The 13506-nt window shown below is 64.5% G+C and carries 13 protein-coding genes; 11 read left to right on the top strand and 2 right to left on the bottom strand.

Going from position 1 to position 13506, the window contains the following annotated elements; all coding sequences use genetic code 11:
• The first annotated feature begins 46 nt into the window (after window positions 1–46).
• The 5 genes from MTR72_RS02015 to uxuA all read left to right on the top strand — a co-directional run bounded on the left by MTR72_RS02015 (window position 47) and on the right by uxuA (window position 5360).
• Entirely contained in the window at window positions 47–1012 is a 966-nt protein-coding gene (locus MTR72_RS02015; RefSeq protein ID WP_280971085.1) for a sialic acid TRAP transporter substrate-binding protein SiaP, read from the top strand.
• Window positions 1013–1121: 109 nt separating this feature from the next.
• Window positions 1122–1700 (top strand): TRAP transporter small permease, encoded by a 579-nt coding sequence (locus MTR72_RS02010; RefSeq protein WP_280966052.1) that lies wholly within the window; start codon window positions 1122–1124, stop codon window positions 1698–1700.
• Between the two features lies 1 nt (window position 1701).
• Window positions 1702–3108, top strand: coding sequence for a TRAP transporter large permease (locus MTR72_RS02005; protein ID WP_280966051.1), 1407 nt, complete (start codon window positions 1702–1704; stop codon window positions 3106–3108).
• Window positions 3105–4154, top strand: a complete 1050-nt coding sequence (locus MTR72_RS02000) for an L-idonate 5-dehydrogenase (RefSeq protein WP_341510034.1) — start codon at window positions 3105–3107, stop codon at window positions 4152–4154. Before MTR72_RS02005 ends, MTR72_RS02000 begins: the two co-directional genes overlap by 4 nt.
• Window positions 4155–4169: 15 nt before the next feature.
• The gene (uxuA, locus tag MTR72_RS01995) at window positions 4170–5360 is read left to right on the top strand and encodes a mannonate dehydratase (protein WP_280966049.1); all 1191 of its coding nucleotides are present in this window, start codon (window positions 4170–4172) and stop codon (window positions 5358–5360) included.
• Here the strand turns inward: uxuA and MTR72_RS01990 are convergent.
• On the bottom strand, window positions 5354–6292 hold the full coding sequence (locus MTR72_RS01990) for a LysR family transcriptional regulator (protein WP_280966048.1): 939 nt from the start codon (window positions 6290–6292) through the stop codon (window positions 5354–5356). The two genes, uxuA and MTR72_RS01990, sit on opposite strands and share 7 nt — an antisense overlap.
• 215 nt (window positions 6293–6507) lie before the next feature.
• On the opposite strand from MTR72_RS01990, the gene MTR72_RS01985 reads away from it, so the two are divergent.
• The 6 genes from MTR72_RS01985 (at window position 6508) to MTR72_RS01960 (ending at window position 12421) form a co-directional block, all read left to right on the top strand.
• Window positions 6508–7587: an ABC transporter ATP-binding protein gene (locus MTR72_RS01985; RefSeq protein ID WP_341510033.1), complete on the top strand. Its 1080-nt coding sequence runs from the start codon at window positions 6508–6510 to the stop codon at window positions 7585–7587.
• Window positions 7588–7622: 35 nt separating this feature from the next.
• Window positions 7623–8339, top strand: a complete 717-nt coding sequence (locus tag MTR72_RS01980) for an HAD family hydrolase (protein WP_280966047.1) — start codon at window positions 7623–7625, stop codon at window positions 8337–8339.
• Window positions 8340–8354: 15 nt separating this feature from the next.
• Window positions 8355–9662 carry an NAD(P)/FAD-dependent oxidoreductase gene (locus MTR72_RS01975; protein WP_280966046.1) on the top strand — a complete coding sequence of 436 codons (1308 nt, stop codon included), beginning with the start codon at window positions 8355–8357 and terminating at the stop codon, window positions 9660–9662.
• A gap of 29 nt (window positions 9663–9691) precedes the next feature.
• A complete protein-coding gene (locus MTR72_RS01970) occupies window positions 9692–10753 on the top strand; it encodes an ABC transporter substrate-binding protein (protein ID WP_280966045.1) in 1062 nt (353 codons plus the stop codon).
• Window positions 10754–10826: 73 nt separating this feature from the next.
• Complete coding sequence (locus MTR72_RS01965; RefSeq protein ID WP_341510089.1) at window positions 10827–11639, top strand: ABC transporter permease; 813 nt, start codon at window positions 10827–10829, stop codon at window positions 11637–11639.
• Complete coding sequence (locus MTR72_RS01960; RefSeq protein ID WP_280966044.1) at window positions 11636–12421, top strand: ABC transporter permease; 786 nt, start codon at window positions 11636–11638, stop codon at window positions 12419–12421. The genes MTR72_RS01965 and MTR72_RS01960 overlap by 4 nt, the downstream gene beginning before the upstream one ends.
• 348 nt (window positions 12422–12769) lie before the next feature.
• Here the strand turns inward: MTR72_RS01960 and MTR72_RS01955 are convergent, their stop codons facing one another.
• Window positions 12770–13420 (bottom strand): TetR/AcrR family transcriptional regulator, encoded by a 651-nt coding sequence (locus MTR72_RS01955; RefSeq protein ID WP_280966043.1) that lies wholly within the window; start codon window positions 13418–13420, stop codon window positions 12770–12772.
• Window positions 13421–13506 lie beyond the last annotated feature (86 nt).

Below are 13506 nucleotides of genomic sequence, written 5' to 3'. Positions count from 1 at the left end.
TCAAAAACAGACTTGAGCGATGGAGGAAAAATCGATGTTCAGGAAAATGACGGCGATGCTGGCGGTCTTGATCGCCGCTATGCTTGCCACTACGGCTGCCGGGACGGCGCAGACCAAGCTGAAATGGGCCCATGTCTACGAGACCTCGGAGCCGTTCCACACCGCCTCGGTCTGGGCCGCGCAGGAGATCGGCAAGCGCACTAACGGGCGCTACCAGGTCGACGTCTATCCGGCGTCCCAGCTTGGCAAGGAGGCCGACATCAATCAGGGCCTCTCGCTCGGCTCGGTCGACATCATCATCTCTGGCTCGAGCTTCGCGGCGAAGAGCTTCCCGCCGATCGGCGTGACCTATTACCCCTACACCTTCCGCGACGCCGATCATCTGCTCGCCTACACCAAGAGCGACATCTTCAAGGAGCTCGCCAAGGGCTACGAGGACAAGAGCGGCCACCACATCATCGCGGTCACCTATTACGGCGTGCGCCAGACCTCGTCGAACAAGCCGATCAAGACCTGTGCCGACCTGAAGGGCCTCAAGATGCGCGTGCCCGATGTGCCCGCCTATCTCGCGATGCCGCGTGCTTGCGGCGCCAACACCGCACCCATCGCCTTCGCGGAAGTTTATCTCGCGCTCCAAAACGGCACCGTCGAGGCGCAGGAAAATCCGCTGACCACGATCGAGGCCAAGAAGTTCTACGAGGTGCAGAAGCACATCGTGCTGACCGGCCATATCGTCGACCATCTCAACACCGTGGTCTCCGGCAATCTCTGGAAGAAGCTCAGCGACGAGGACAAGAAGATCTTCACCGATGTCGCCCAGGAAGCCGCCGCCAAGGCGACCGAGGAGATCAAGCAGAAGGAAGCCCAGCTCATCGGCTTCTTCAAGGAGAAGGGCCTGACCGTGACCGAGGTCGACAAGAACGAGTTCCGCGACATCGTCATGAAGAACGTCCCGTTCGAGACCTTCGGCTATCGCAAGGCCGATTGGGAGCGGATTCAGGCGGTGAAATAGCCGACGGTCGTTCCGGGGCTCGCGAAGCGAGAATCCGGACTCTCGAGATTCCGGGTTCGACGCTCACGCGTCGCCCGGAATGACGTGCAGTTCTTAGGGGAGTAACCACATGTCGACCGCCGAAATGCACCGGCAGATCACCGCGGACGAGATCGCCCATACGTTCGAGGAAGAGGCGACGCCGAAGGTCGATCTCGGCATCTATGCCTTCGAGGACTGGCTGGCGCTTGCGATCTTCTGGGTGATGGCGCTCGCCGTCTTCCTCCAGTTCTTCACCCGCTACGTGCTCAACGACAGCTACGCCTGGACCGAGGAGATCGCGACCTATTGCCTGATTGGAGTGGTGTTCGTCGGCTCGTCGATGTGTGTGCGGCTGTCGCGGCACATCCAGGTCGATCTGGTGTATCGCTATCTGCCGCACGTGATGGCGCGCGCGCTGTCGACGGTGATCGACCTGATCCGGATCGCCTTCTTTGCCTACGCTACCCGGCTGGTCTGGATCTACATCCAGGTGATCGGCGACGAGCCGATGACGACGATCAATTTTCCCAAGAACTACGTCTACTACGCCGCGCTGCTCGGCTTCGCACTGATGTGCACGCGTTCGGTACAGGTAGCCATCGAGAACTGGCGGCAAGGCTATTCGATCCTCGAACGCCCGGGCGCCTACGACGGAACGGAGGGCTGACATGCTGCTGTTGCTTGGGGGCTTTCTCATCCTGATGCTGCTCGGCCTGCCCGTGGCGCTCGCCATGGCGACCTCATCGCTGCTCTATATTCTGGTCAGCGGCGTGACGCCGGACGTCACGCTGGCGCAGCGCATGATCGCCGGCGTCGAGAGCTTTCCGCTGCTCGCCGTTCCCTTCTTCATTCTCGCCGGCAATCTCATGAACATTGCCGGCGTGACGGGGCGCATCTACAAATTCGCGGTCGCGCTGGTCGGCTGGATGCGCGGCGGCCTCGGCCACGTCAACATCATCGGCTCGGTGATCTTCTCCGGCATGTCCGGCACCGCGATCGCCGATGCCGCCGGTCTTGGCACCATCGAAATCAAGGCGATGAAGGACCACGGCTACTCCACCGAGTTCTCGGTCGGCGTCACCGCGGCGTCCGCGACGCTCGGGCCCATCATCCCGCCCTCGCTGCCCTTCGTGATCTACGGCATGATGGCGAACGTCTCGATCGGGGCGCTGTTCCTGGGCGGTGTGATTCCCGGCGTCGTCATGACGCTGCTCATGATGGCGACCGTCACCTACTTCGCGCACAAGAACAAATGGGGCAGCGATACCCCGTTCTCGTGGCCGCAGCTCGGTTCGGCGGGCCTCGAGATCGTTATCGTGCTCAGCTTCCCGCTTGCGATCTGGCTGATGACTCTCGCCGGCCTCTCCACTAACCTCGCTGTGGTCATCGGGCTCGGCGCGCTGCTCGCGCTCGACTGGTATTTCGACTTCTCGGCGGTGATGGCGCTGATGGCGCCGGTGATCCTGATCGGCGGCATGACGCTCGGATGGTTCACGCCGACGGAGGCCGCGGTCGCGGCGGTGATCTGGTCTCTGTTCCTCGGCCTCGTGCGCTACCGCACCATGACGTTGAAGACGGTCGCCAAGGCGACGTTCGACACCATCGAGACCACGGCGTCCGTGCTCTTCATCGTCACCGCCGCGTCGATCTTCGCCTGGTTGCTGACGGTGTCGCAGGCTGCGCAGACGCTCTCGGATTGGATGCTGAGCGTCACCCACAACAAATGGGTGTTCCTGTTGCTCGCCAACATTCTGATCCTGTTCGTCGGCTGCTTCATCGACACTATAGCCGCGATCACCATCCTGGTGCCGATCCTGCTGCCAATCGTGCTCAAGCTCGGCATCGATCCGATCCACTTCGGCCTGATCATGACGCTGAACCTGATGATCGGCCTGCTGCATCCGCCGCTCGGCATGGTGCTGTTCGTGCTCGCGCGCGTCGCAAAACTCTCGGTCGAGCGCACCACGGTCGCGATCCTGCCCTGGCTGGTGCCGCTGCTGCTCGCGCTGATCGCGATCACCTACATCCCCGACCTGACCCTCTGGCTGCCAAAATACATGGGACTGTCCAAATGACCACCACAGCTCTCGCCGCAACCCTGTTCGGCCCCGAAGACCTGCGCATGATCGAGCACCCGCTCGAGAAACTGGCGCAAGGCATGGTGCGCATCCGCTTCGGTGCCGGCGGCATCTGCGGTTCGGACATGCACTACTTTCGTCACGCCCGCACCGGCGATTTCGTGGTGAAGTCGCCCTTGGTGCTCGGACACGAGATTTCGGGGGAGGTGGTGGAGATCGCCGGATCCGCAGCCAGCCTGAAGGTCGGCGACCGCGTCGCGGTCAATCCGTCGCGCTGGTGCGGACATTGCGTCGCCTGCCGCGAGGGGCGGCCGAATCTTTGCGAGAACATCTTCTTCATGGGCTCGGCCTCGAAGACCCCGCACATGCAGGGCGGCTTCGCCAACTATTTCGACGCCATCCCGGCGCAGTGCGCGAAGATTCCCGATCACGTCTCCTATCAAGCGGCGGCGCTCGCCGAGCCGCTCGCGGTCTGCCTGCACGCGGTCGCGCGCGCCGGCAACATCGAGGGTAAGCGCGGCATTGTCTTCGGCGCCGGGCCGATCGGGCTGTTGACCATGCTCGCCGCGCGCCGGGCCGGCATCGCCGACATCACGGTTGCGGATATCGCGCCGGCGCCGCTCGCGTTTGCGACCCGGCTCGGTGCGGATCACGTCGAGAATGTCGCGAGCGGCGAGGATGGCCTGAAGGCGCAGGCCGCAGCGCGTCCCTATGATGTCGCGTTCGAGGTGTCCGGCACGGCGGCGGGCCTTGCCAGCGCGATTGGCATCGTCAGGCGCGGCGGCACGGTGGTGCAGATCGGCAATCTGCCGGGTGGCCAGATTTCGGTGCCGGCGAATGCCGTGATGGCGAAGGAGATCGACCTGCGCGGTTCGTTCCGCTTCGGCCTCGAGTTCATGACGGCAGTGGAACTGATCGCCGCCGGCAGCGTCGATGTGCTGTCGCTGGTCACGGCCGAGCGGCCGCTGTCGACGGCACCCGATGCGCTCCGCCTCGCGCTCGATCGCTCGCAGAGCGTCAAGGTCGTGCTGACCGCGAACTGATTGGAGAGAATGCGCATGATGCTGCAGGGATGGCGCTGGTACGGGCCCGATGATCCCGTGTCGCTCGACGATGTCAGGCAGGCCGGCGCGACCGACATCGTCTCGGCGCTGCACCAGATCCCGATCGGGGAGGCCTGGACGCGCAAGGCGGTCGAGGAGCGCAAGAACTTCATCGAGCGCGGCCAGCCCGGCCGCTCGCAACTGACCTGGTCGGTGGTGGAATCGATTCCGATCCCCGACGACGTCAAGCGGTTAGGGGGCAAGGCGACGCGATCGATCGAGGCGTGGATCGCGAGCCTCGAAGCGGTGGCCGCGGCCGGCATCAAGATCATCTGCTACAATTTCATGCCGGTGGTCGACTGGTGCCGCACCGATCTCGAGTGGGAGCTGCCGAACGGCGCCCGCGCGATGCGCTTCGACCAGGACCGCTTTGCTGCCTTCGAGCTGCACATCCTGAAGCGGCCCGCGGCGCTGCAGGAATACTCACCTGAGCAGCAAGCGCGCGCGAAAAGACTGTTCGAGCAGATGACGCAGGCCGATATCGATTATCTGGTCATGGTCATCGCCAGCGCGTTGCCGGGCTCGACCACCGAGCCGATGACCATCCCCCAATTCCGCGACCGGCTCGAGCAGTATCGCGAGATCACGCCAAATGTCCTGCGCCAGCATCTCGTCGAGTTCCTCGCGCGCGTCGCCCCGGTCGCCGAGCAGCTCGGCGTGTCCTTGACGCTGCATCCCGACGATCCGCCGCGCCCGCTGTTCGGCCTGCCGCGAGTCGCCTCGACCGCGGGCGACTATCAGGCGCTGTTCGATGCCGTGCCGTCGAAGGCCAACGGCATCTGCCTATGCACGGGTTCGCTCGGCGTTCGTCCCGGCAACAATCTGCCTGAGATGTCCGAACGCTTTGGCCCGCGCATCGCATTCGCGCATCTGCGCGCCACCAAGCGCGAGGCCGACGGTCTCTCGTTCTACGAGTCCGATCATCTCGACGGCGACGTCGACATGGTTGCGGTGCTGAAAGCACTGCTGAAGGAGAACGCGCGGCGTTCGCCGGACCGGCAGATCGTCTTCCGCCCCGATCACGGCCACCGCATGCTCGACGACCTCGCCGCCACCAAGCGCACCAATCCCGGCTACACCGCGATCGGACGCCTGCGCGGCCTTGCCGAGCTGCGCGGCGCGATCCGCGCGATCGGGCATCAGTAGCAGGCGGCCATCGCTCCGAGCTTCGGATAGAGCCGGTCGATCGCTGCGATTTCGCTTCTCATCTGCGCGATGATCCAGTCGCGAATCTCGGTCGCGATGGGGCGCATCGGCCGGTTGCGCGGCGGCAGGAATTCGCAGATGCGCCGTGTGGTGGTGAGCGTGTCGGATGCCGGCACCAGCGCACCGGTCAAGAGCCAGTGCGAGGTCACCGTCAGCCAGCCGAGCGCGATGCCCTGGCCGAGCAGGGCGGCCTGCACCACCACCGCATAGTCCGTGAAGCTCAGCGTCTTGGCCGGAGCGCAGCGCCGGGTGAGGAACGATGGATAATCCGCCGCCCAATCGCCGGGCGTCTCGGCGAGCCGGATGATCGTGTTGCCGTCGGCAGGCTCGGATTCGCCGAGATAGGCAGGGCTGCACACCGGCAACGTGACTTCCTTCATTACCAGCGTGCCGCCGGATGAAGGCTCGTCGCGGTCGCGGAAGCGCATGCCCAGATCGACATTGTCCACCGGTCCGCGCAGCGCGCCGGAGATCAGCTGGAAGCGCAAATCGACCTGCGGAAACTGCCGCTGCAGCTTGTCGATGCGTGGCATCAGCCAATGCGTGGTGAAAGCGGAGGAGACCGAGAGCGTGACGGTCTCGGTGCCCTTGCGGCGCCGCTCGATCTCCACCAGCCCGGTCTCGATGCTGCGAAAGCCTTCGAGCACGCGTCGATACAAGAGTTCGCCTTCCTCGGTGAGCACCGCGCGCCCCGCCGTGCGATCGAACAGGCGAACGCCGAGATGCTCTTCGAACTGGCCGAGCATCCGGCTCACTGCCGGCTGCGTGACGTTCAGTTCGGCGGCCGCCGCGGTAAAGCTGCCGTTGCGCGCCGCTGCGTCGAAGACGAACAGGGCGTTACTGGAAGGCAGCATCCGGCGCAGCTCGGGCATAACGCCATGTTATGAGGTGGGTAAGAATTTGGCAATTGCCGAGTTTTGCCAAGTCTGATGTCATCGACATGACAGCTTGGGAACAAGGCTCGGGAGAGAAGATTGCGTGCTCGTGAGGCCGCAATCGCAAGGTGCTCGCCCGCCCTGTCTATAAAACAAGCTTATGGCGCGCAGAGAGGCACGCCAAAGGGACGGACGGAAGACGAGGTCGATCGTTGGACAAACGAGCGGAAAGCGTCGAGATCAAATCCGCGAGTAAGGCTTACGGCCCGGTTCGCGCCCTCGATGACGTGTCCCTCAATGTCGGCGCCGGCGAGTTCGTCTCGCTGCTCGGTCCATCCGGCTCCGGCAAGACCACGCTGCTGGGCATTTTGGGTGGCTTCATTCTGCCGTCGTCCGGCTCGATCCATTTCGGTGGGCGCGACGTCACCTACATGCCGCCGCACAAGCGCGACATCGGCGTGGTGTTCCAGAACTACGCGCTGTTTCCGCACATGAGCGTCGGCGAGAACGTCGCTTTTCCGCTGCGCGCACGGCGTCTGCCGAAATCGATCTGGCCGGACAAGGTGCGCGCAGCGCTGACGATGGTCGGGCTTGCCGGCTACGAGGAGCGCGGCATCGCACAGCTCTCCGGCGGTCAGCGTCAGCGCGTGGCGCTCGCGCGCGCCATGATCTTCGAGCCGCGCCTGATCCTGATGGACGAGCCGCTCTCCGCGCTCGACAAGCAGCTCCGCGAATCCATGCAGATCGAGCTGCGCGCACTACACAGGCGCATCGGCGCGACCATCATCTATGTCACTCACGACCAGCGCGAGGCGCTGACCATGAGCGACCGCGTTGCCGTGATGAGGGACGGCAGGCTGATCCAGATCGATAAGCCCGAGCGTCTGCACGATCATCCCGCGGACTCCTTCGTCGCCAGCTTCATCGGCGAGGCGACGCTGCTGCCGGTCCGGCGTGTCGATGGTTCCAGCGTCGCGCTCGGCAATGCCTTGCTGCGCAGCGCGCGGGCCATTCCATCAGGCGACGCCTTGATGCTCGCCGTGCACAGCGAGAAGCTTCTGATCGAGGATGGCGCGCAGGATGCCGCCTGCAACCGGCTGACCGGCATCGTCACCGACATTGTCTACCAGGGCGAGAGCCTGCGCATCTTCCTGGCGCTCGCCGATGGGATCGCGCTCAGCCTGCGCCAGCCGAGTTATCACCAGGCCTATCGCCGCATACCGCCGCTTGGCGGCAGCCTCACCGTCACCCTTCACCCCGAGGACACTATCGTCGTGCCCAGGGACGACTGATCCCCGCCTTGTCCAACCCGAGAGAAGAAGCCAAAATGTCGACAGCAGCCTCGTTCAGCAACTTCAAGGTCCTCACCTTCGATGTGGTCGGCACCCTCATCGATTTCGAGACCGGCGTGCTTTCCGCTGTGCGCAGGATCTCGGGCAGGTCACCGGCCGAGCTCAGCGACGACCAAATCTTCGAGTCCTACAAGCGCGGTCGCGACAAGCACTATGAGCGCTCGAGCGAGGTGATGTTCCACGTCTATCGCCATCTCGCCAAGGAGCTCGGGCTGCCCGCTGACGACGCGTCGTGCGACGCTTTCCAGCTCGCCGTGCTGCGCTGGGCACCGTTTGCCGATTCCGTCGAGGCGCTGAAGCGCTTGCGCACGAAGTTCCGCCTGGTCGCGATGACCAACGCCGACCGTGTCGCGCTGTCCTGCTATGCCCACGCGCTCGGCAATCCCTTCGACGACACGGTGTGCGCCGACGACACCGGAGTTGCAAAACCAAATCCGGAGTTCTTCGCCTACAACAAGGGCCGCCAGTCGGCCTTCGGCTACAAGCAGTCCGATATCCTGCACGTCGCGCAGAGCCAGTATCACGACATCGGGATCGCGCGGAAACTCGGCTACAAGGTGTGCTGGATCGAGCGGCGCCAGGGCATGGCCGGTTTCGGTGGCACGCCCGCCGTCGAGACGCTGACCAAGCCGGACTTTCACTTTCCGACCTTGAGCGCTCTCGCCGACGCGGCGATCGGCCCAGCGGCGTAACTGGTGAGCGCGGGCATGACGCGGAACTGGAGCGCGCTACCATTTGCCAACTCGCTGTGGGCCGCCACGGCTGGGCCGGCGCGCGACTTTCCGGTCCTGTCGGGCGAGCGTCAGGCGGATGTGGTGATCGTCGGCGCGGGCTATACCGGCCTGTCCGCTGCGCACCACATCGCCAGAAGCGGCCTCGCGCCGGTCGTGCTCGAGGCCAACCGTCCCGGCTGGGGTGCGAGCGGACGCAATGGCGGGGTGATCACCGCAAAGTTCCGCCTGTCGTTCCGCCAGATCGACGCCGCTCATGGCCGCGCCATGGCGCGGCGTATGTATGAGATCGCGCATGAATCGACCGATCTCGTCGAGGAGCTGGTGTCGGAGTTCGGCATCACCAGCGCGGCATTGACGCGCACCGGCCAGGTCAAGGCCGCGCATAACGAGACGACGCTGAAAGCCGCGATCGACGAAGCCGACTGGATGAAGCGCGAGATGGGTGATGCGGAGGTCCGCATCCTCGACAAGCGCGAAGTGCGCGACGAGACAGGTTCCGATATCTTCGTCGGCGGCGTCCTCAATCCCGGCTCCGGCGGCATTCATCCGCTGAACTATGTGCGCGGCCTCGCCGACGGCGTCGCACGCCGCGGTGTCGCGATCTTCCAGCAAACTCCGGTCGTAAGGCTGCGGCGCGAGCAGGACGGTGTCGTCGCCGAGACGCCGCAAGGCGCGGTGCGAGCGAAGCAAGCGATCATCGCCACCAACAGCTATTCCGACCTGACGGATGCGACGGCGCACATGCAGCGCACGCTAATCCCGTTTCGCAGCGCCATCATCGCGACCGACGAGCTGCCGCGCAATCTCGCCGGGCGTCTGATGCCGACGGGGCGCACATACACCGAGACCAAGCGCATGATGCGCTGGTTCCGCATGGTCGACAACCGCGTCGTCTTCGGCGGCCGCGGCGCCTTCGGCAAGCACGACTCCGAACCCGCTTTCGACGCCTTGCGCAGGGCGATGGTCGGCATCTTTCCCGATCTGGCCGATGTACCGCTGGCATTCAGATGGTCGGGCCTCGTCGGCATGACGCTGGACTCCGTGCCGCATATCGGCCGGCTCGACGATCGTACGCTGTTCTCGATGGGCTACAACGGCGCGGGCGTGGCAATGTCGAGCCTGATGGGACGCTATCTCGCCGCCTTCGTCCGCGGCGAGAGGCCTGACGTCGGGCTGCTCGATGCGCGCTGGCTCAGGCCCATTCCGTTCTATCCGCTGCGCGAGCCGGCCGTTCGGATGGTCGCCGGCTGGTACCAGTTCCTGGATGCAATCGGACAATGAGATCCCGTTTGGTGATGGAGGAGGCGAGGATGAAAACGAAAATGGACGCCAGACTTGGGTACGCCCTGTTGGGCGCTTCTCTCGGCGCGATTGCGCTGACCGGCACCGCGGCGAGGGCCGCCGAGCAGATCACCTTCGTCTCGCAAGGCGGCGCCTATCAGCAGGCGCAGACGGTGGCAATCCTCGATCCCTCCGCCAAGAAGCTCGGCATCACCATCAACCAGGACTCCGTTCCCGACGCCTGGCCTGCGATCAAGACCCAGGTCGGTAGCGGCAAGCCGATCTGGGATGTGGTGGACACACCGACCGGCTATTGCCTGCGTGGCGGCGAGCAGGGGCTGATCGAGAAGCTCGACTTCTCGAAGATCCCCAATGCCGCGGCGATGCCGGAGGCCTATCGCAGCCCCTATTCGATCTCCTACGAGTTCTATTCCAGCGTGCTTGCTTACAGCCAGAAGACGTTCCCGAAGGACGCGCCGAATAGCTGGGCCGATTTCTGGGACGTCAAGAGGTTCCCCGGCCGCCGCGCGCTGCGCAACCACCCGATCGCTACGCTCGAAGCGGCGCTGATGGCCGATGGCGTCGCGCCCGACAAGCTCTATCCGCTCGACGTCGACCGTGCCTTCAAGAAGCTCGAGGAGATCAAGCCGCACATCACGGTGTGGTGGACTTCCGGCGCGCAATCGGCACAGCTTCTCAACGACGGCGAGGTCGACATGGAGATGGCCTGGAATGGCCGCGTCAGCGCCGTCGCCAAGGAGGGCGCGAAAGTGTCCTTCACGTATAATCAGGGCATCCTGCAGAGCACCTCGCTGTGCATCCTCAAGGGCGCGCCGAACCTCGATACAGCGGTGAAGTTCCTCAACGAGGCGGTCGACCCCGTGCACCAGGCCAATCTGCCGCTCAACATCGACTACGGTCCCGGCAATCCCAAGGCGTTCGGGACCGGCGTGATCAAGCCGGAGCGCGCCGCGCAATTGCCGAGCGAACCGGCCAATGCGGTCAAGCAGGCGCTGATGTCCTACGCCTGGTGGTCGTCGCCGGCGGGCGAGGCGGCCGAGAAGCGCTGGGCGTCCTTCATGCAGAAGTGAGACGAGCGAGGCAGCGTTGACGACATCCGTGCCACCTCCCGCCCAAAAGCATCAGCGCCGCGAGCACGGCCTGATGCTGGCCCTGGTGTCGCCGGCGCTGCTCGTGATCCTCCTGCTCATCGTCCTGCCGGTGGGCTGGCTCGCCTGGCAGTCGGTCTACCATGATGGCTTCACGCTGGAACACTACCGGCGCATCTTCACCGAAGACGTCTACTGGCGCAGCTTCGCGCTGACCTTCGAGATCAGCCTCTCCGTTACCGTGCTCGCGCTGCTGCTCGGCTATCCCGTCGCATATCTCGCCAATGCCGTGCCGAAAGGGTGGAGCATCGTCATCCTCGCGCTCGTGGTGCTGCCGTTCTGGACCAGCGTGCTGGTCCGCGCCTATGCCTGGCTCGCGCTACTTCAGCGCACAGGTGTGATCAACCAGTTCCTGCGCTACCTCGATGTGATCGGCGAACCGCTTGCGCTCGTCCACAACACCTTCGGCACGGTGGTCGCGACCGTGCACATCCTGCTGCCCTTCATGGTGCTGCCGCTCTACGCCACCATGCAGAAGATCCCGAACGATCTGATGCTGGCCGGCGCCAGCCTGGGTGCGAGTCCCGCGCTGACCTTCCTTCGCGTCTTCCTGCCGCTGTCGCTGCCGGGCGTGCTCGCCGGTTCGACCATGGTGTTCGTGCTTTGCCTCGGCTTCTACATCACGCCCGAGCTGCTCGGCGGCGGCCGCACCGTGATGGTGTCGATGCTGGTGAGCCGCAATGTCGAACTCTACAATCAGTTCGGCGCGGCGAGCGCGGTCGCCGTCGTGCTTCTCGTCGGCGTGCTCCTGATCTTCTTCGTCGTAAGCCGTTTCATCTCGCTCGATCGCGTGCTGGGGCAGAAGTGATGCGACGTTCGCCCGCCCGGATCGCCCTGTACGTGATCAGCGCCCTTGTGCTGGTCTATCTGATCCTGCCGGTCGTGATCATCGTGCCGATCTCGTTCTCCAGCGCGCGCTTCCTGACCTTCCCGCCGCCGTCTCTCTCGCTGCGCTGGTACCAGCAGTATTTCGCAAACCCTGCCTGGATGCAGGCGACGCGGGTGACACTCACGCTCGCGCTTCTCACCGTCCTGATCGCGACGCCGCTTGGCGTCGCCGCCGCTTATGCCATCAGCCAGTCGAAGCTGCGCATCATGCGCCTGATCCACATGATGCTGCTGTTGCCGCTGGTGGTGCCGATCATCATCACAGCCGTCGGCATCTTCTTCGTCTATGCCAGGGTCGGCCTGGTCGCGACGATGCCCGGCCTCTTGCTCGCCAATGTGATGCTGGGCCTGCCTTACGTGGTCATTTCGGTGCTTGCGGGGCTGCAGAGCTTCGATCCGGCGCAGGAGATGGTGGCGCGCAGCCTCGGCATGAACCGCCTGCGCAGCTTCTTCGCGGTGACGCTGCCGCAGATCAAGTCCAGCGTGGTCGCCGGCGGCATCTTCGCCTTCATCTCGGCGATGGACGAGACCATCGTCGCGCTGTTCATCTCCGGCGGTCAGTACCAGCCGCTGACGAAGCGCATGTTCACCGCGCTCCGCGACGAGATCGATCCGACCATTGCCGCGATCTCGACGCTGATGACGGCAGCCTCGTTCATGCTGGTGCTGCTGGCGAGCGCAAGGCAGCGCAAGAGCGGGTGAGGGCGCCCATCGGGGGCCTCCAACCGAAAATGCGAAAACAACCCCATGCAAAGTAGAACCACTGTCCGCGGGCAAGGAGACCTTGCGCGGCGTAAGGCATTGACGGGACGGGAAAATCAGCGAAACGGGCGCGTCAACGAGCGGACTCGACGCTTTGCGGCGCTCGCAATGACGAGCTTGCGGCACGAGCATTCCGTACTCTGGTGTCATCGCCCGCGAAGGCGGGCGATCCAGTATTCGAGAGGCAGCGCGAGGATACGGAGAAGCTGCGGCGTACTGGATGCCCCGGTCAAGCCGGGGCATGACAGCGGTGTGTGCCGAACGGTTTCGTCCGCCTGACTGCTTCCCTCACTTGCCCACCGCCAGCCAGGCCAATATCATCTCCACGATCTGCTGCCGGCTCTTCGCCAGCACCTTCGGGTCGCTGAGGTCGCGGTCGAACAGCGCGCCGAAGGTGTGGCGATTGGCGACGCGGAAGAAGCAGTAGGAGCTGATGGCTTGATGCAGGTCGATGGCGTCGACGTCGTCGCGAAACACGCCTTCCGCACGGCCGCGCGCGAGGATGCCACTGAGCGTTGCGATCACGCTGGCGTTGAGCTGGCGCAGTTGCGGCGTCTGCTTGAGGTGCTTGCCGTAGTGAATGTTCTCGATGCTGACGAGGCGGATGAAGTTCGGATTGCGCTCGTCGTGGTCGAAGGTCGCCTCGATCAGCCGGCGCAGTCCCTCGCGAGCGTCGCAGCGCGCGATGTCGAGCTGATCCTCCAGCGCGCGGATGCTGCGATAGGCCTCCGCCAGCACCGCGAGGTAGAGCTGCTCCTTGCCGCCGAAATAGTAATAGATCATCCGCTTGGAGGTGCGGGTTCGCGCCGCGATCGCATCGACGCGGGCGCCGGAATAGCCCTCGCGGGCGAATTCCTCCGTCGCCACTTCGAGGATGTCGCGCTTGGTGCGCTCGGGGTCGTTGGTGCGCTTGGGTGGGGGCGGCATGCGCTCGAGCATCACTGTTTCTCCCGCCAGTCCTATGGATCACCTTGAACGTGAAGGCAAATTTCGCCTGTCGAGACGTCGCTTCGGCACGATCTTGC

Origin of the sequence: Bradyrhizobium sp. ISRA442 (genome assembly GCF_038085055.1) — a bacterium.
Lineage (GTDB): Bacteria > Pseudomonadota > Alphaproteobacteria > Rhizobiales > Xanthobacteraceae > Bradyrhizobium.
The sequence above is the reverse complement of the archived record's forward strand: the minus strand, read 5'-3'. Positions and strand labels throughout refer to the sequence as shown.